The organism is Micromonospora sp. PRAS1, assembly GCF_059553435.1.
On record NZ_JCANNB010000009.1, the window covers coordinates 1 to 18,152 of the forward strand.

Below are 18,152 nucleotides of genomic sequence, written 5' to 3' on the forward strand. Positions count from 1 at the left end.
GGGGACCAACCCCACGCCGGGGCCGACGACGCCGCCGCCCGGCGGGAACTTCACCAACCCGGTGGTCTGGCAGGACTTCGCCGACGTCGAGGTGATCCGGGTCGGCGACGTCTACTACATGACCGCCTCCACGATGCACTACTCGCCGGGCGCGCCGATCCTGCGCTCGTACGACCTGGTGAACTGGGAGTTCGCCGGGCACTCGGTGCCCCGGCTCGACTTCGGCACCAAGTATGACCTGCCCCCCGGACAGCAGGCGTACGTGGAGGGCATCTGGGCCTCGACGCTGGCCTACCGGCCGAGCAACCGGACGTACTACTGGGCCGGCTGCATCGGGTTCGCGCAGACGCACATCTACACCGCCACGGCCGTGGACGGCACCTGGAGCCGGCACGCCACGCTCCCCAACTGCTACTACGACGCCGGCATGCTGATCGACGACAACGACACCATGTACGTCGCGTACGGCAACGGCACCATCAGCGTGGCCCAGCTCTCCGCCGACGGGCGTAGCCAGGTGCGCTCCCAGCAGGTCTACCAGACGCCGTCGAGCATCGGCACCCTGGAGGGCGCCCGCTTCTACAAGCGCAACGGCGCCTACTACATCTGGCTGACCCGGCCCGCCAACGGCCAGTACGTGCTGAAGTCCACGAACGGACCCTTCGGCCCGTACGAGCAGCGGCAGGTGCTGCTCAACATGCAGGGCCCGATCTCCGGCGGCGGGGTGCCCCACCAGGGCGGGCTGGTGCAGCTGCCGAACGGCTCCTGGTACTACATGGCGTTCACCGACGCGTACCCGGGCGGACGGATGCCGACCCTGGCCCCGATCACCTGGACCGCCGACGGCTGGCCGCAGGTGCAGACGGTCAACGGCGCCTGGGGCGTCAACTACCCCAACCCGCTGCCGCTGCGCCCGGTCAAACCGCTCACCGGGGTCGACACCTTCGCCGGCACCACCCTCGGTCCGCAGTGGGAGTGGAACCACAACCCGGACAACAGCAGGTGGTCGGTGAACAACGGCCTGCGCCTGCAGACCGCCACCGTGACCAACGACCTCTACCAGGCCCGCAACACGGTTACCCACCGCATCCAGGGGCCGACCTCCACCGGGACCGTCGAGCTGGACTACTCGACGATGCGCGACGGTGACCGTACCGGGCTGGCCATGCTGCGGGACGTCTCGGCCTGGATCGGGGTCCGCCGCGACAACGGAACGACCCGGGTCGTCATGACAAACGGGCTGAACATGAACAGCAACTGGGACACCACAAGCACCGGCAGCGAGATCGCCAGCGCACCGGTCTCCGGTGGCCGGATCTGGCTGCGTGCCAACGCCGACATCAGGCCCGGTTCCGGCCGGCAGGCCCGCTTCTCGTACAGCACCGACGGGGTCAACTTCGTCTCGTTGGGCAACGCCCTGACGCTCAACAACAACTGGACGTTCTTCATGGGATACCGGTTCGCCATCTTCAACCACGCCACCCAGGCTTTGGGCGGCGCGGTGACCGTGCGACGCTTCGAGCTGGCCACGCCGTGACGTCGATCGTCCGGCGCCCTCGGGGTGGGCGCGGCGCTCTCCTCCGGCAGCGCCGCCCACCGGATGGGGGAGTCACCGGCAACCGGTGACCCGCGGGTGGCGCCCGCCAAGCGCCACCCGCGTACCCTGCGCGGCCCGTGCCGCACTCCCGCCGAGAGTGCGGCACGGGCCCCCGCGCGCCGGTGGCGGTCGAGTTCGGCACACCGGCTGACCTGTCGGCAATCGATATCGTTACTGGCGTACACTGTCCGTGATCTAGCGCAGGCCATCCGGCGGGCACGGGCCGGCGTGGGCGCCGCGAGAGGGATCGTGAACACAGGCCGCTCCGGTCAGCGTCGACGGGCCGCGGCGACCCACGGGCATGCGGGAGTGTGAGATGGCCGTACGCGATCCTGCGATGACGGACGTGGCTCGCCTCGCTGGCGTCTCTCACCAGACGGTTTCGCGAGTGCTGAATGGCCACCCAAACGTGCGTGAACAGACCCGGCTGCGGGTCCAGGCGGCAATCGCCGAGCTGGGCTACCGGCCGAACCGGGCGGCCCGGGCGCTGGTCACCGGCCGCTCTCAGGTGATCGGTGTGGTCGCGCAGAACACCACCCTCTACGGCCCGGCGTCCCTGCTGGCCGCCCTGGAACAGACGGCCGCCGAGGCGGGTTTCGCGGTGAGCGTGGGCAGTGTGCGCGACCTCGACCACCGGTCGATCTCCGCGGCGGTCGAACGGCACCTGGCCCACCGGGTCGCCGGCATCGTGGTGATCGCGCCGGTGGAGTCGGCAGGCGAGGCGTTGGAGCGGCTGCCGAAAGAGGTTCCGCTGGTCACCGTCGACGGCGACCCACATCGGCCCATGCCGTTGGTGACGGTCGACCAGGCCGCCGGTGCCCGGGCCGCCACCCAACACCTGCTCGACGCCGGACACCGCACGGTCTGGCACGTTTCCGGGCCCTCCGACTGGTTCGACAGCGCGGGCCGCATCGAGGGCTGGCGGGCGGCCCTGCTCGCGGCGGGAGCGGAGATCCCGCCGCTGGTGCCGGCGGACTGGTCCTCGGCGGCCGGTTACCGGTGCGGGCAGATGCTGGCCCGGATGCCCGACGTCACCGCGGTCTTCACCGCCAACGACCACCTCGCCCTCGGCGTGCTGCGTGCCCTACACGAGCACGGCCGCCGGGTACCGGACGACATCAGCGTGGTCGGCTTCGACGACGTCCCGGAGGCCGCGTACTTCATCCCGCCGTTGACCACCGTGCGGCCGGACTTCGACGCGGTGGCCCGGGCGAGCCTGGACATGCTGCTGGCGCAGATCGAGTCGGACAGCGGCGGCGCGCTACGCGAGACCATCGCCCCGTCCCTGGTCTCCCGCCGGAGCGTGGCGCCCCCACCTCGCCGCTGACCCCAGCTTCCACGATCAGGAGGTTCTGGTCGGGTGAGGCGCGAATCCCGACCAGAACCTCTTGATCAATATGGGTCGGACCGGTGGGTCAGGATGCGGTGCAGGTGGGAGTGGCGGAGGGACCGGTGCCGGTGCCCTGGAAGCCGAACTCCGTGTTGCCGCCCGCGCTGACCTGCCCGTTGTAGCTGACGTTGCTGAAGTTCACCGTTCCGCTGCTGCCGCTGGCCTGCGCGTTCCAGGTGCCGGTGACCGCCGTACCGCCGGGCAGCGCGATCCGTACGGTCCAGCCGCGGATCGCGGCGTTGCCGGCGGTCACCCGCACGGTGGCCACGAAGCCGCCGCTCCACGAGTTCAGCGACACCGACGCGGTGCAGGCCCCGCCACCGGACGGCGGCGGCGTGGTCGGGTTCGGCGGCGGGGTGGTCGGGTTCGGCGGCGGCGTGGTCGGGTTCGGGCCGCTGACGCTGTTCAACGCGTTGAGCACCGAGTTGTACGCCGGCTTCTTGTTGCCGTTGCTGTCGAACAGCAGCGGGTTCTCGCCGCGCCGCCAGGAGTCGTTGTCCCGTACGCCCCAGACGGTGATGCCGTTGCAGCGGGCCACCGCCAGGCAGGCGCGGGTCACCCGCTCATAGATGCTTGCCTGGTTGGCGCCCTGGGCGACGTCCAGCTCGGTGATCTGCACGTCGACGCCGAGGTCGGCGAAGCGTTGCAGGTTGGCCTGGTAGTCGCTGGCCAGCGTGGTGCCGAGGTGGGACTGGAAGCCGACGCAGTCGATCGGCACGCCGCGGGACTTGAAGTCGCGCACCATGTTGTAGATGCCTGTCGACTTCGCGTTGATCCCGTCGGTGTTGTAGTCGTTGTAGCAGAGCTTGGCGTTCGGGTCGGCGGCCTTCGCGGTGCGGAACGCCACCTCGATCCAGTCGTTGCCGGTGCGTTGCAGGTTCGAGTCCCGCCGGCCGCCGCTGCCGCCGTCGGCGAACGCCTCGTTGACCACGTCCCAGGAGTGGATCTGCCCCCGGAAGTGGGTGGCGACCCGGGTGATGTGGTTGATCATGGCGTTGCGCAGCGCGGTGCCGGACATGTTCTGCGCCCAGCCGGGCTGCTGCGAGTGCCAGACCAGGGCGTGGCCCCGCACCGACATCCCGTTGGCGCGGGCGTGCGCGACGAGCCGGTCGGCGCCGGTGAAGTTGAAGACGTTCTGCTGCGGCTCGGTGGCGTCCCACTTCATCTCGTTCTCGGCCACGATCGAGTTGAACTCGCGATTCAGGATCGTGGTGTGCTGGCTGTTGGAGAACATGAACGAGCTGGTGGCGGCGCCGAAGTAGCGCCCGCTCTGGGCCGCCGCCGCACCCAGCGTACTGGCGGCGGCGTTTGCGGCGGGCGCGACCAGCGCGGTGGTGGCGAGCAGCGCGGCACCGGCCGCGACGGACATCAGCACGGTACGCGGCCGGATCCTCGGCGCCCCGGCTGTGCTGGTTCGGTTCCTCATGGACAGGGCCTTTCCGGTGGTGGTGGATGGTGCGGTCAGCAGCGGAGCCCGATCGGGGCACGGCGGAGCCGCTCCGACGCGTACCGTGCGCGTCGGTGCCCGAACGAGCTGAAAGCTGCGTCGACCCCTCGTGGCAGCCGGCTGTCACGAGGTGAATCGGTGATGCCTGCCGTCGAGGTGGCCCTTCCACGCGAAATGTCAGCGCGCGGCGCCTCGCGGATGTGACCCGGACAGGTCGCCGTTGATCGACGGAAACCGCCTCGACCTGCCGGCCGGCGACCTCGGTGCAGGAGTGTGCCCGTAACTCCTTGGACCAAAAGCTAACATGTTATCGATAACACACTCAAGTGATGGTCATGGATTGCTGTGCTCCGGTCGGGGGAGTGGTCCGCCGGTGCCGGCGCCGGCCCGCACCGCCAACAGCACGCGGGCGCGCCCCCGGAGCCAGGGCCCCGGGGACGCGCCCGATCCGTGCGCACGGATTCCTAGATGAACCGCCAGCGGTGATCGCCGGCGCCGTTGTCGTCCCAGAGGATGATCTGAGTGCCCTGGCTCGACGAGGCGTTCTGGACGCCGAGCACGCGCCCGCCGTTTGCGGACTGGATCCGGAAGTAGCCGTTCGCGCCGTAGCGCAGCCGCCAGCGGTTCGAAGTCGAGCCGTTGTCCGCCCACTGCACCACCCGGGCGCCGTTGGCGCTGCCACCGTTCTCCACGCCCAGCACCTTGCCGCTGTTGGAGTTGCGCAGCCGCAGGTAGCCGCCGCTGTCCACCACCGCGGTCCAGAGGTGGTCGGCGGTGCCGGTGTCGCCCCACTGGATCACCAGGCCGCCGTCGGCGGTGGACATGTTCTGTACGCCGAGCACCAGACCGGTGGCCAGGTTCTGGATCCGGCGGGCGCCGTTGGGCACGAACCGCCACTGGTTGTCCGGCGTGCCGTTGTCGGGGTCCTGCACCACCCGGGCGCCCTGAGCGGTGGAGCCGCCCAGCACGGCCAGCAGCTTGCCGCTGTGCCCGTTGCGGATCTTGTGGGAGCCGTCGCCCGCGTCCACGATCGTCCACCGGTGGTCCGCCGTGCCGGTCTCCGACCATTGCAGTACCTGGGCGTTGTCGGCGGTGGACATGTCCTGAACGCCGAGCACCTTGCCGCTGTTGGCGTTGCGGAACCGCACCGCGGTGCCGTCGACCACCAGTTGCCAGTCGTGGTCCAGGGTGCCGTTGTCGGCCCACTGCAACGCCGGGGCGCCGTCGGCCGTGGACATGTTCTCGATGCCCAGCACCAGGCCACTTGCGGCGTTGACCAGACGGAAGGTGGCGCCGACCGGACCGGTCTGGCCGCCGCTGTTCCAGTAGACGGTGTAGTTGTGCCCGTGCGCGTCGTAGAACGGGATCAGGTTGACCTGCGATCCGTTCGCGGTGGCGGTGAAGTTCAGCGCCGAGGTGCTGGTGCGGGTGACCGAGGAGACGGCCAGCGCGGGCAGCGCCGACAGCGCGGTGTTGCCGTAGTTGCCGGAGAGCACCGCCGGGCCGTACCGGAGCGCCACGACGCCCGGGTTGTCGTTCGTCGGCTCCGCGACGACCCGCATCGGCAGCCGTACGGTCACCGTGTCGCCCGAGGTCCAGGAGCGGGTGAGGGCGGCGTACGCGCCGGGCGTGGTGGCGATGTTCTGCTGGGTGCCGTTGACGCTGACCGTGGCACCCTGCGTCCAACCCGGGATGCGGATCCGCATCGTCCACGAGCCGCCGACGTTGCCGGTCACGGTCAGCGTGCTGGTGTCGCTGGCCGGGAAGGTGGTGGACTGGGTGACCGTGATGCCGCGCTGGGACCAGTTCAGCACCGAGGGCATGAAGAGGTTCACCGTAAGCGTGCTGCCGTTGTGGAAGTAGATCGAGTCCATCAGCGTGGTGTTGCTCTCCAGCCCGGTGCCCTGGCAGCACCAGAAGGAGTTGTAGTCCGTACTCCAGGTGCCGCCGCCCCAGGCCGGTCCGACGCCGCGCCGACCGCCCGGTTGCAGTGGCGTGAAGTAGGTGATGTGCCCGTGGTTGTCGGCCGGGTTCTGCGCGCCGATGAGGTGGTTGAGCAGGGCCCGCTCGTAGAAGTCGAAGTACGCCACCCGGTTCGGGTCGAGCAGCCACAGCTCCCGGGTCAGCTTGAGCATGTTGTACGTGTTGCAGTGCTCGCAGGTGTCGTTGCGCAGGAACCCGGAGATGGCGTTGGGTGCGCGGAAGTGCTCGGCCTGGCTGTTGCCGCCGATCGCGTAGGTGCGGGTGTTGACTGTGATGTTCCAGGCGTTGCTGGCGATGTCTCGGTAGCGGGTGGTGCCGGTGGCCTTGAACTCCCGGGCGGCGCCGATCCACTTCGGGATCTGGGTGTTGGCGTGCAACCCGTTGAGCTGGTCCTGATTCGACGCCAGGGGGTTGAACACGGCGGCGTGGTCGAAGCGCTGTGCGGCGGTCAGCCAACGGGCGTCACCGGTCTGCTGGTACAGGTCGGTAAGCACCGCGTTCATGCCGCCGAACTCGGTGCCCAGCATGGCCTGCATCTGCGCCGAGGTGAGCCGGCCGGTACGCCAGTCGACCCAGCCGGCGAGCGCCAGCAGCACGTCGCGGGCCTGGGTGTTGCCGATGTGCCGCCACACGTCGAGCAGCCCGGCCATGGTCTTGTGGATGGTGTAGTACGGCACGTTGCCGTTGTTAAGCGTGCGGTTCTCCACAGCGGTGAAGTCGGACTCGGGGTAGCCGCAGAGATAGCCGGTGTTGAACCCGGCTGCGGGGTTGTTGGCCTGACACTTGGCCAACTCGGCCACCATGTAGTTGGCCTTGTCCCGACAGTTGGTGTCACCGAGCACGGCCCACATGTACGACCAGGCGGTCAGGAAGTGCCCCTGGGAGTGGGTACGGAACGGGAAGCTGGGTGCCTCCCAGCCGCCGAGCGCCGCGGCACCGGCGGTGGAGAGGCGGTGGTTGGCACGGAAGTTGTAGAGCAGCCGGTTGACGTCGACGAAGCGTAGGTAGTTCAGGGTGCGGTTCTGGTTGTCCAGCCAGCGGCTGGCGGTCAACCGCACCTGGCCCATGTCGAACGCGTACGCGCCGACGCCGATGTCGGGTCGGGTCGGGGGAATCGCCGCGCTTGCGGTGCCGCCGTGCAGGGTGGGGCCGACCGCGGTGGCGACGGCGGCCGCCCCGGCGACCTGGAGCACACGCCGACGGTTGAGGGACGGGTAGGGCATGGCGGCCTCCGGGATTCCGGGCGGGAGGGTAATCGTTAGATGCGAAATCATCAATGTTATCGTTAACATAGTGGGTTGTTAACAGCCATGCAACCCCCGTGTCCTGGTGCGACACATCCCCGAAACCGATGCGTGCGGCGCAGTCGATCGAACGGCCGATCGGTGCGGCCCAGCCGATTTGACCCTCCAGTCGGTCGAGGCCGGACAGTGCCGATGGCACGGCACCGGCGCTGCGTTCGCCCGGTGTGCTCGATCGGCGGGGGAGGCAGGGTGGCGGCGACGACCGGCAGCGGAACGGCGGTGCCCCGGCGGTACTGGACGTGGCTCGGCGGCACGACCCTGTCCCTGCTCGGCGTGCAGACCATGGCGTTCGCGATGGCCTGGGTGGCGGCCGGGCACGGCGGTCGCTTCGCCGCGCTGGTGGTCACCGCGATCGTGCTGCCCCGGGTGCTGCTGCTGTTGGTAGGTGGTGCGGTGGCCGACCGGTTCGGCGCCTGGACCGTCCTGGTGGTCTCCGACGTGGTGATGATCGTCGTCATGGTGGTGCTGGCCGCCGCCGTGTGGTCCTCGGCCGATTCGCGGCTGCCCCTGCTGCTGGCCGCCCTGGCGATCGGGATCGTGGACGCGTTCCACCTGCCGAGCACGGGTTCGATGCCTCGGCGGCTGGTGCCGGCGGCCGGCCTGGCCCGGGCGATGTCGGCCCGCCACCTGGCCGCCCAGCTGGCTCTCTTCGCCGGGCCGGCGGCGGGCGGTCTGGTGTTGGCCGTGGTCGGGCTCGCCGGGGTGGCCCTGGCCAACGCCGCCACGTCCGCGGTGCTGCTGGCGGTGCTGATGGCGCTGCGATCATACGCGACGCACACCCCGGAGGTATCGGTGCCCGGATCGGTGCAGCCGGTGTGGCGGGCCGCGCTGGACGGGCTCCGGGTCGCCGCGTCGGATGCCGTGCTGCGTCCCGCGATGCTGCTGGTCGGGGTGGCCGCCGGCTTTCTGCTGCCGGTCACCGGGCTGCTCGTACCATTGCTGGCCCGGGAGCGGACGTGGCCGCCGCAGGTGGCCGGTGTGACGGTGGCGGCGCTGGCGCTGGGCACGGCGGCCGTCGCGGTGCTCGTGCTGGTGCGCGGTGCGTTGGCCGAGCCGGGTCGGGCGGCCGCCGCCGGCCTCCTGGTGGCCGCCGCCGGCGTGGCCGCACTGGCGACCGCCGGCTCGCCGCCGGGCGCGATCGCGGCCGGGGCGCTGGTCGGCCTCGGCTCGGGCGGGTTCGCCACGCACATCGGTCCGCTGGTGCTGGCCGCCACCCCGGCGAGTCACCTGTCCCGGGTGCAGGCCGTGCTCGCGCTCGTGCAGAACCTGCCGCTGCTGGTGACCACCAACGCGTTGGGCTCGCTCGCCGAGGCGGTGGGTGCCACGGCGGTGCTGTCCGGCTGCGCCGCGGTGTTGGCGGCAGCCGCCGTGACGGCGCTGGCCTCCGCCACCCTGCGGCGCGCGCACTCGGGCTGACCGGGTGGGGGGCGACTACCGCCCGCCGCAATGCCTGACTAAAGTCAGCAATCATGGATCGCCAACTGGTCGACGTGGTGCGGCGCTTCAACCGCACGGTGACCCAGCGCGTCGGTGCGCTGGACGACAGCTATCTCGCCCGCGACCGGCCGTTGGCCCAGTCGCGCCTGCTCTGGGAGATCGGTCCGGCCGGTGCCGAGGTCGCGGCGCTGCGGACCCGGCTGGACCTCGACGCCGGCTACCTCAGCCGTCTGCTGCGGACCCTTGAGGGCGCCGGTCTGGTCGTGGTGGGCCCGACCGGCGGGGACGGGCGGGTACGCACCGCCCGACTGACCGAGGCCGGCCGCGCCGAGTGGGACCTGCTCGACCGGATCTCCGACGAGCTGGCCTGGTCGATGCTCGCGCCGCTCAGCGCCGGCCAGCGGGGCCGACTGATCACCGCCATGGGCGAGGTGGAGCGGCTGCTGATGGCGTCACTTGTCACCATCGAGATCTGTCCGCCCGGTGACCCGCGGGCCCGGGCCTGCCTGCGGGCGTACGTGGGGGAGTTGAACGAGCGCTTCGACGCCGGCTTCGAGCCCGGTGTCGACGACGACCATGAACTCGTCCCACCGGCCGGGGTGTTCCTGGTCGCCACGCTCGCCAGCGAGGCGGTGGGCTGCGGTGGGTTGCGGCTCAGCCCCGACGAACCCGCCGAGATCAAGCGCCTCTGGGTGTCCCGCTCGGTACGCGGACTCGGCGTCGGCCGTCGGCTGCTCGGCGAGTTGGAGCGGCGTGCGGCGGCGGCCGGGGTCGACACCGTCCACCTTGACACCAACCGCAGCCTCACCGAGGCGATCCAGCTCTACCGCAGCGCGGGCTACCACGAGATCCCGCGTTACAACGCCAACCCGTACGCCCATCACTGGTTCGCCAAGCCCCTGGCCGGTGTTGCCGGCGACAACTGAACGATGGTTCAATTCTCCGTTCAGCTGTCGCACGCTTGGAGTCTCTCCGGTGACCACACACGAGGTGTTCAACCAGGTTCCGCCGCTTGTCGACTACGACACCGCGGCGGACCCGGCGCTGCTCGACGGGCTGGCCCGCGAGGGCGCCGGCTGGGCCACCGACGAGGTGCGGGAACTCGGTCGGCTCGCCGGCACCGAGGAGGCGATCGAGCACGGTCGGCTGGCCAACGAACATCCGCCGGTGCTGCGTACCCACGACCGCTACGGGCACCGGATCGACGAGGTGGAGTTCCACCCGTCCTGGCACGAGCTGATGCGTACCGCCGTCGGCCACGGCCTGCACGCCGCACCCTGGGCCGACGACCGGGTCGGCGCGCACGTCGCCCGGGCCGCGAAGTTCTACACCTGGCGCACCGACGCCGGCCACGGATGCCCGATCTCGATGACCTACGCAGCGGTGCCGGCCCTGCGGCACGCGCCGGACCTGGCCGCGCGCTACGAGCCGCTGCTCACCGCGACCGCGTACGACTTCGGGTTGCGGGCGCCATTGAGCAAGCGCGGCCTGCTGGCGGGCATGTCCATGACGGAGAAGCAGGGCGGCTCCGACGTACGCGCCAACACCACAAACGCCCGTCCGCAGCCGGACGGCAGCTACCGGCTGGTCGGGCACAAGTGGTTCACCTCCGCGCCGATGTGCGACCTGTTCCTCACCCTGGCCCAGGCACCGGGCGGGCTGACCTGCTTCCTGGTGCCGCGCGTGCTGCCCGACGGCACCCGCAACCCGATGCGGCTGATGCGGCTGAAGGAGAAACTGGGCAACCGCTCCAACGCCTCCAGTGAGGTCGAGTACGACGACGCGGTCGCCTGGCGGGTCGGCGACGAAGGTCGGGGCGTACGCACCATCATCGACATGGTCAACCTGACCCGCCTCGACTGCGTGATCGGCGCGGCGGCCGGCATGCGGCAGGGCGTGCTCACCGCCGCCCACCACGCCGCCCACCGGCAGGCCTTCGGCCGGTACCTCGCCGACCAGCCGCTGATGCGCAACGTCCTGGCCGACCTGGCGGTGGAGTCGGAGGCCGCGACGGTGCTGATGATGCGCCTGGCCGGTGCCACCGACCGGTCGGCGCGCGGCGACGCGGCCGAAACCGCCTTCAAGCGGATCGCGCTGGCCGTCGGCAAGTACTGGGTCTGCAAGCGCTGGCCGGGGCACGCCGCCGAGGCCCTGGAATGCCTCGGCGGCAATGGCTACGTCGAGGAGTCCGGGATGCCCCGCCTCTTCCGCGAGTCGCCGCTGAACTCCATCTGGGAGGGCTCCGGCAACGTCGCCGCGCTGGACGTGCTGCGCGCACTCGCCGGGCAGCCCGAGGTGCTTGCCGCCTTCCAGGCCGAGGTGGCGCTCGCGGCAGGCGCCGACCGCCGGCTTGACGCCGCGGTACGCCAGGTGCAGGCCGCCCTCGCCGACCCGGACGATCTCGAGGTGCGGGCCCGCCGGGTGGTCGAGCAGTTGGCCCTGGTGCTCCAGGGTGCGCTGCTGGTCCGGCACGGCCACCCGGCCGTCGCCGACGCCTTCTGCGCCTCCCGGCTCGGCGGAAACTGGGGCCACGCGTACGGCACCCTGCCCGCCGGTGTCGACTTCGCCGCCATCATCACCCGCGCCACCCCCAAACTCACCTGATCGCCGCGTAGCAGATCTTGGACGCGCTCGGCCCCCCCGGGGCGACTTCGGTCCATGATTCACAGCGGCAGGTCCAGCGTCCGAGGTGGGCGCCGGGCGGGGACCCAGTCGGTGAAGCGGTGGTGCAAGTCTGCCGGCGGGGTGCCCGAGTTCAGGGCGGCCAGTTGCTCGATCGCCTCCTCGCGAAGCGTCACCAGGTAGACCATGAGTCCGGGAATGTTGTTTCGGTACTCCGCGAGGAGGCGCACCTTCGCCTCGCCGCACGGCCACGCGATCCCGCACGCTCGACAGCGCCAGGTCGGCCGGGACGCCACATGATCACGCACCTGCGGCGTCACCGCGCCGTCCGCGGTGGCTTACCACGCTCGGCGTACGGGACCGGGCGGACCCGCACCGGGCGCAGCCCGTCCGGGCGTACGAAGAGCTGCCGTTTCTCCGTCGCGTCACCGTTGCGGTCAAGCTGGTGAGGTCGGGCCAGGGCGCGGTGTCGGCCTTTCGGCCGGTCCGTTTCCCTGGCCCGCCTCCCGAACCGGACGTGCCCGTTTCCGGGCATCCGGCTCTCCGCAGGTTTCTGCCGGTGGGTTAAGTGTTGGCGTGCTGTGCCGTCCAGCGGGTCGGGATCTTGCCCCGGTATCGGTATCGGCTGACCGTGATGGATGCCGGGTTGAACAGGGTGATCCCGTCGGCGGTGGGGGTCCATGCGGGCATGAACCGCCGCCGTAGGGTTTTCCACGACAGTCCGGGGTGTCGTTTGCGGATCCAGTACGCTACCCGCCGCCAGGTGAAGTAGCCGAGGTAGCTGAAGGTCGCTTTGGACACTCCGTGTTTGAAGTAGTTGGCCCACCCTCTGGTGGTGGCGTTGACACGCCGCAGGAGTCCCGCAAGGTCATGTGACGCGTTGCGGCGCGTCAGAGTCCGCACCTTGGCCGTGATTGCCTTGAGGGCTTTCTTGGCCGGGTAGGTGTAGACATATGATTTGTTCGTGCCTCGTTTACGGTGCCGCTGGATGCGGAAGCCGAGGAAGTCGAAGCCCTCGTCGATATGGGCCACTGCGGTTTTGGCTGGTGACAGGCGCAGGCCCATCGGTGCCAAGACCGTGGCGACGTCGTCGCGGAGTTGTTCGGCGTGCTCGCGGGTGCCCGTGATGAGGATGACGAAGTCATCGGCGTATCGGACCAGCCGCCAGTTCGGCAGCCCCTTGAGCCGTCGTTTCTGCCGCCGGGATTCGGTCGACATCGCCGTTGCCTGCCACTTCCCGTGAATGTGCTCATCGAGGGTGGACAGGGCGATGTTGGCCAACAGCGGTGAGAGGATTCCTCCCTGTGGTGTGCCGGTGATTGTCGCTTCCCGGTTGCCGGTCTCGGTGAGGACACCGGCTTTGAGGAAGGCTTTCACCAACGCCAGGACGCGTTTGTCCCCGACTCGTTTGCGCACCCGGTCCATCAGGGCCGTGTGGTCGATCGAGTCGAAACACGCCTCGATATCCGCTTCCAGCACCCACTCGTAGGAGCGGGAGGTGAAGAAATGGATCTCGGCGATCGCGTCCTGGGCGCGTCGGCCGGGCCGGAAGCCATACGAGCACGGATGGAAGTCCGCCTCGAAGATCGGTTCCAGGACCAGCTTCAGCGCTGCCTGCACCACCCGGTCGATGATGGTCGGGATACCCAGCCGGCGTTTCTTCCCGCCCGGTTTCGGGATCAACCGCTCCCGCACCGGACGAGGCCGGAACTGCCCCGAACGCACCACCTCCCGGATCCTGCTCAGGAAGGGTTCCAGCCCGTAGTACGCCTCGACGTGGCGGGCGGACCAGCCGTCCACCCCCGCCGTGCGTCCTCCGGTGTTACCACTGACTCGACCCCACGCCACCGCAAGAAACGCGGGATCGACAACGAGATTGAACAGATCATCGAACCTGGCAGACGCATCCTGCGCCGCCCACCGATGCAGTTTGGCCTGAATCTCCAGTACCCGCGACACCGCATCTTCCGACACCATCCACGGAACGTCGGTCTTCACCGACGTGTCTCCTGGCATGACAATCTCCTCACTGCGCGTAACCTGCTGTCCGCCTTCGCCATGTGGACGGCTTTCCCGACCTCGGACTACTACGCGGACTCCGCCCCACCTGATGCCCCGGCCGGCAACGAGCCCTCCCATCTCCATCCCCACTGGCGGTGAAAGCGGCGGGTCCACACCAGATGGTTCCCACGTTCACTACCGATCGATCGACGCGTGAGGCGCCCGACTCTGCCCCTGCGGCCCTCGACGCGGGTACGCCGTGGACTTTCCCGCGCCCACCCGAGGCGAGCAGTTACAAACCCCCCCGAGTGACTCCCTCGACACATACAAATCGAAAGAGCCTGACCGCTGACCGACCCCTATCCACCAGATTTGAGTCGGCGGATTAGCTTAAGGAGCTTTACCGCCGGTTCCTTCACGTACACCTTCGCGTCTCGCTTGCCGAACCCGAACCGTCTGGCAGTACCGACCCGTCCCGGCTTTGTCAGGGCTGCTTCCCGCCCAATCCCTGCATTCCCAGAAATCAGACTGCCCTCAGCTTCGATGCCCTACCACGACAGAACATCGGTGCAGGTCTTTCACCTCCACTCGATCGAATAGCGCCTCGTGGCGCACGTAGCAGTCGATCCAGGCCCACCCGTGGTACGTCTGCCGCTCGGTCAGCTCACGGATCACCCGTACCGTGATGGGCTCGCCGAACTGCGGCGACGCGTCGCGGGTCAGCAGGTAGACGCCAGGGGCGACCCGAGGCGTGCCGTCCGGCCGTTGGCCACCGGGATGCGGGCTCTGCCGCCCGGTCAACCAGCGGGAGGCAGGAACGGTGTTCGTGAATCTCTGGGCGGGCACGGGAGACCTCCAATTGCTCGCGACATGGAAGGGGCCGCCCCTGCCGGGTGTCCGCTGATGGGGCGGCCCACGCAGCACTCGCGGGGGTGCCGGTCCGGCCCGCAAGTACCGCCTGGACTCACCCTGTCAGTAGTGATAAGACAGTGACACCGCGTGACGATGTGGTATTCAGAAATCCATAGTGTCGGAAGGTGTCGCAGTGAATGACGCGCTACGGATTGCGCTCCAGAGGGCCGGCCACACAACAGAATCCCTGGCTGAGCAGATCGGCGTCGACCCCAAGACGACAGACCGATGGCTGCGAGAGGGGCGCATTCCACACCCGGCACACAGAAACGCCGCAGCAACGGCACTTGGCCAGGAGGTGTCGGACATATGGCCGGACACAAACCGACGACATCGTGAACTCGTATGGTTCCGGCCGTGGGAGGTAATCGAACGCGAGGCACGTTCGCTGCGTTCCTACCAGCCCTTGGTCCTGCCTGGACTGCTTCAAACGGAGCGATACGCGCGGGCGCTGTTTGGCTCGGCTGGGCTATACACCCCTGACGAGGTGGAGCGGTTGGTCTCGGCGCGGATGTCCCGTCAATCAGTACTCGCTGGCGAAGGCCCTCCATGGCTGACGGCAGTCATCGACGAGGGGGTGTTGCGGCGGTCCGTAGGTGGTCCCCAGGTGATGCGGGAACAGTTGGAGTCGTTGGCCGCAGCGGCGCGCTTGCCGCACGTCCGCGTCCATGTGGTGCCCATGTCCGCCGGGGCGTACGCCGGGTTGTCAGGAGCGTTCGTCATCGCCAGCAGCGCCGACAACCGAACTGCCGGTTACCTGGACACGCAACTGCACGGCCAAGTGGTTTCCGAGCCAGCGGACCTGGTTGCCCTCATGGCAGCGTGGGAAAATGTGCGCGGTGAGGCACTGTCCCACCGGCAGTCAGTCGAACTCATAGGGGAAGTGGCAGAGGCATGGACCTGATCGGCGCCACCTGGCGAAAGAGTAGCCGCAGCAGCGCAAACGGCGGTGACTGCGTCGAAGTCGCGGACAATCTTCCCAGTGTCGTGCTCGTCCGTGACACGAAGAACCGCGACGGCGGGACGCTGTCCTTCGACCCGACGGCGTGGAAGGCGTTCGTCAACCGGATTGCTGAGCGGGCCTGACCCAGACCTGCCTGAGCGCCCGTCCCATCCGGGGGCGGGCGCTTTTGGCGTTACTCCTTGAGTAGCTTGCGGACACTGTGGGACTCTGATCCGTCGATGCGTTGTCGCGCGCGCGAGTGACCGTCGCCCGATGGGCAGCCGGGGCCGTCATGGCCTGCGGCGGGTGACGGCAGAGGAGTTCGTCGTTCTCTCGGCCGCCCATGGCCGGGCCCGCGAAGGCTGGCCATGGGCGGCTCTCGCCCGTGATCAAAGGACAACCATGAAAATTTCGAACAGGCACGGTGTTCGAGCAGTTGCCCGACCGATGTTGCTGACCCGGCGTGGTCGCGCCGCGCTGGTGGCCGGCCTGCTGGTCGGCACGAGTGTGCTGACCGGGGTCGGCGCTCCGAGTGCCGGCGCGGCGACTGCGCCGGTGACCGTCACCGTGAACGCCCGGGCCGGGCTGGCGACCATGCCGAGCACGGGGCTCGGCGTGAACCACGCCATCTGGGATCCGTACCTCGGCACGAACGAGACCTCCGACCTGCTGCGCGACGCCGGGGTGCAGATGGTGCGTTACCCCGGCGGCTCGTACGCCGACATCTACCACTGGCGCGACCACACCGCACCCGGCGGCTACGTCGCGCCCGGCACCGACTTCGACACCTTCATGGCCGCCGCCCAGCGGGTCGGTGCCGAACCGATGATCATCGCCAACTACGGCACCGGTACGCCGGCCGAGGCCGCCGACTGGGTGCGGTACGCCAACGTGACCAAACGGTACGGCGCGCGGTACTGGACGGTCGGCAACGAGAACTACGGCAACGGGCACTACGGCGCTGCCTGGGAGGCCGACCACCACCCCGACAAGAGCGCCACCTACTACGCGAATCTGGTCGTCTCCTACGCCGAGGCGATGAAGGCCGTCGACCCCACCATCAAGGTCGGCGCGGTGCTGACCATGCCGGCCAACTGGCCGGACGGCCTGACCGCGGGCGATGATCCGGGTCCCTGGAACCAGACGGTGCTCTCCATCGCCGGGCCGAAGATCGACTTCGTCGACGTGCACTGGTACCCGGGCGGCAACGCCGCCGAATCGCTGCCCCGCACCGGCCACATCGCCGACGCGGTGCACCTGCTGCGGCAGCAGATCACCCGGTACGCCGGCCCGGACGCCGGGCGCATCGGGATCAGCCTCACCGAGGTGAACGTGACCGCCGACGGCATGACCAGCCAACCCGCCGCGCTCTTCCTGGCCGACGCCTACAGCGGCCTGCTCGCCAACGGCGTCTTCACGGTGCACTGGTGGAACGTGCACAACGGCATCGGCCGGGTGACCACGGTGGCCGGGCAGACCGACTACGGCGACTTCGGCCTGCTCTCCAGCGGCACCTGCACCTCGGACGGCACGGTCTGCGAACCGCCGGTGAACACGCCGTTCGCCGCGTACCACGGGCTCTCCATGATGAGCCGCTTCGCCCGGACGGGTGATCAGTTCATCCGTGCCGGCTCCGACCAGCCGATGGTCACCGCGCACGCGGTGCGGCGCGGCAACGGCGAGGTGGCGGTGCTGCTTGTGAACAAGGACCCGGAGAACGAGTATCCGGTCACCATCGACTACGCCGGCTTCGCCCCGTCGGGCGGGGCTCCAACGGTGCACACCCACACCAACGGCGCCACCGCCATCACCACCAGCCAGAGCGGCAGCGCGACCAGCCGGACGTTGCCGCCGTACTCGCTGACCACCCTCGTGGTACGTCCGGCGGCTGCCGCGACCGGTGCGCCCGGCGCGCCCGGGCAGCCCACCGCCAGCGCGGTCACCGACCGCAGTGCGACGATCTCCTGGCCGGCGGCCACCCCGGGCGCCAGCCCGATCGCCAAGTACGAGGTCCATCGGCAGTACGGTGCGGTCAGTGAGCAGCTCGGCGAGACCTCGGGCACCTCGCTCACCGTCGGCAACCTCAACCCTGGCAGCAGGTACACGGTAAACGTGCTGACCCGCGACACCGCCGGTCGGGTCTCCTGGGCCTCACCGCCGTTGACCTTCACCACGGGCAGCCCGGCCGAGAGCGCGTGCAGTGTCCGCTTCACCAACACCACCGACTGGGGCAACGGCTACGTGGCCAGCGTCGACATCGTCAACAACACCGACCGGCCGATCGACGGTTGGACGCTCACCTGGACCTGGCCGACCAACTGGCAGCGGGTGGGTAGCGGATGGAACGCCAACTGGGAGCAGGTCGGCAGTAACGTCCGGGTGACCAGCACCGACGACGGTCGCCGGATCGCCGCCGGCGAAAGCGTGAACGTCGGCTTCGTCGGCGAGTACAGCGGGCCCAACGTGGTACCGATGGCCTTCCGGCTCAACGGCACCCTCTGCACCACCGGATGACA

General features: G+C 69.4%; 13 protein-coding genes. 8 read left to right on the top strand and 5 right to left on the bottom strand.

Features of this window, described 5'->3' with window-relative positions; translation table 11 throughout:
- A partial coding sequence (locus AC507J_RS10685; RefSeq protein ID WP_496288948.1) for a glycoside hydrolase family 43 protein occupies window positions 1–1,537 on the top strand: 1,537 nt, incomplete at its 5' end.
- Between the two features lie 397 nt (window positions 1,538–1,934).
- Complete coding sequence (locus AC507J_RS10690) at window positions 1,935–2,924, top strand: LacI family DNA-binding transcriptional regulator (RefSeq protein WP_496288949.1); 990 nt, start codon at window positions 1,935–1,937, stop codon at window positions 2,922–2,924.
- Window positions 2,925–3,012: 88 nt separating this feature from the next.
- Here AC507J_RS10690 and AC507J_RS10695 read toward each other — a convergent pair whose 3' ends face one another.
- Together AC507J_RS10695 and AC507J_RS10700 are read right to left on the bottom strand one after the other, a co-directional pair.
- Complete coding sequence (locus AC507J_RS10695; protein WP_496288950.1) at window positions 3,013–4,356, bottom strand: glycoside hydrolase family 10 protein; 1,344 nt, start codon at window positions 4,354–4,356, stop codon at window positions 3,013–3,015.
- 542 nt (window positions 4,357–4,898) lie between these two features.
- On the bottom strand, window positions 4,899–7,640 hold the full coding sequence (locus AC507J_RS10700) for a beta-L-arabinofuranosidase domain-containing protein (protein ID WP_496288951.1): 2,742 nt from the start codon (window positions 7,638–7,640) through the stop codon (window positions 4,899–4,901).
- A gap of 270 nt (window positions 7,641–7,910) precedes the next feature.
- On the opposite strand from AC507J_RS10700, the gene AC507J_RS10705 reads away from it, so the two are divergent.
- The 3 genes from AC507J_RS10705 to AC507J_RS10715 are packed head-to-tail and all read left to right on the top strand — an operon-like array spanning window position 7,911 to window position 11,762.
- Window positions 7,911–9,137 carry an MFS transporter gene (locus AC507J_RS10705; protein WP_496288952.1) on the top strand — a complete coding sequence of 409 codons (1,227 nt, stop codon included), beginning with the start codon at window positions 7,911–7,913 and terminating at the stop codon, window positions 9,135–9,137.
- A gap of 53 nt (window positions 9,138–9,190) precedes the next feature.
- On the top strand, window positions 9,191–10,084 hold the full coding sequence (locus tag AC507J_RS10710; RefSeq protein WP_496288953.1) for a bifunctional helix-turn-helix transcriptional regulator/GNAT family N-acetyltransferase: 894 nt from the start codon (window positions 9,191–9,193) through the stop codon (window positions 10,082–10,084).
- A 49-nt stretch (window positions 10,085–10,133) separates the two neighbouring features.
- Window positions 10,134–11,762, top strand: coding sequence for an isovaleryl-CoA dehydrogenase (locus AC507J_RS10715; protein WP_496288954.1), 1,629 nt, complete (start codon window positions 10,134–10,136; stop codon window positions 11,760–11,762).
- A gap of 59 nt (window positions 11,763–11,821) precedes the next feature.
- Here the strand turns inward: AC507J_RS10715 and AC507J_RS10720 are convergent, their stop codons facing one another.
- The 3 genes from AC507J_RS10720 to AC507J_RS10730 all read right to left on the bottom strand — a co-directional run bounded on the left by AC507J_RS10720 (window position 11,822) and on the right by AC507J_RS10730 (window position 14,627).
- Window positions 11,822–12,010, bottom strand: a complete 189-nt coding sequence (locus AC507J_RS10720; RefSeq protein WP_496288955.1) for a hypothetical protein — start codon at window positions 12,008–12,010, stop codon at window positions 11,822–11,824.
- 334 nt (window positions 12,011–12,344) lie between these two features.
- On the bottom strand, window positions 12,345–13,778 hold the full coding sequence (gene ltrA, locus AC507J_RS10725; RefSeq protein ID WP_496288956.1) for a group II intron reverse transcriptase/maturase: 1,434 nt from the start codon (window positions 13,776–13,778) through the stop codon (window positions 12,345–12,347).
- Window positions 13,779–14,315: 537 nt separating this feature from the next.
- Complete coding sequence (locus AC507J_RS10730; protein WP_496288957.1) at window positions 14,316–14,627, bottom strand: hypothetical protein; 312 nt, start codon at window positions 14,625–14,627, stop codon at window positions 14,316–14,318.
- Between the two features lie 199 nt (window positions 14,628–14,826).
- Here AC507J_RS10730 and AC507J_RS10735 point away from each other — a divergent pair, with 199 nt between their 5' ends.
- The 3 genes from AC507J_RS10735 to AC507J_RS10745 all read left to right on the top strand — a co-directional run bounded on the left by AC507J_RS10735 (window position 14,827) and on the right by AC507J_RS10745 (window position 18,150).
- On the top strand, window positions 14,827–15,597 hold the full coding sequence (locus AC507J_RS10735) for a Scr1 family TA system antitoxin-like transcriptional regulator (protein WP_496288958.1): 771 nt from the start codon (window positions 14,827–14,829) through the stop codon (window positions 15,595–15,597).
- Window positions 15,594–15,779 carry a DUF397 domain-containing protein gene (locus AC507J_RS10740; protein WP_496289139.1) on the top strand — a complete coding sequence of 62 codons (186 nt, stop codon included), beginning with the start codon at window positions 15,594–15,596 and terminating at the stop codon, window positions 15,777–15,779. The genes AC507J_RS10735 and AC507J_RS10740 overlap by 4 nt, the downstream gene beginning before the upstream one ends.
- Before the next feature lie 304 nt (window positions 15,780–16,083).
- Window positions 16,084–18,150, top strand: a complete 2,067-nt coding sequence (locus AC507J_RS10745) for a cellulose binding domain-containing protein (RefSeq protein WP_496288959.1) — start codon at window positions 16,084–16,086, stop codon at window positions 18,148–18,150.
- Window positions 18,151–18,152 lie beyond the last annotated feature (2 nt).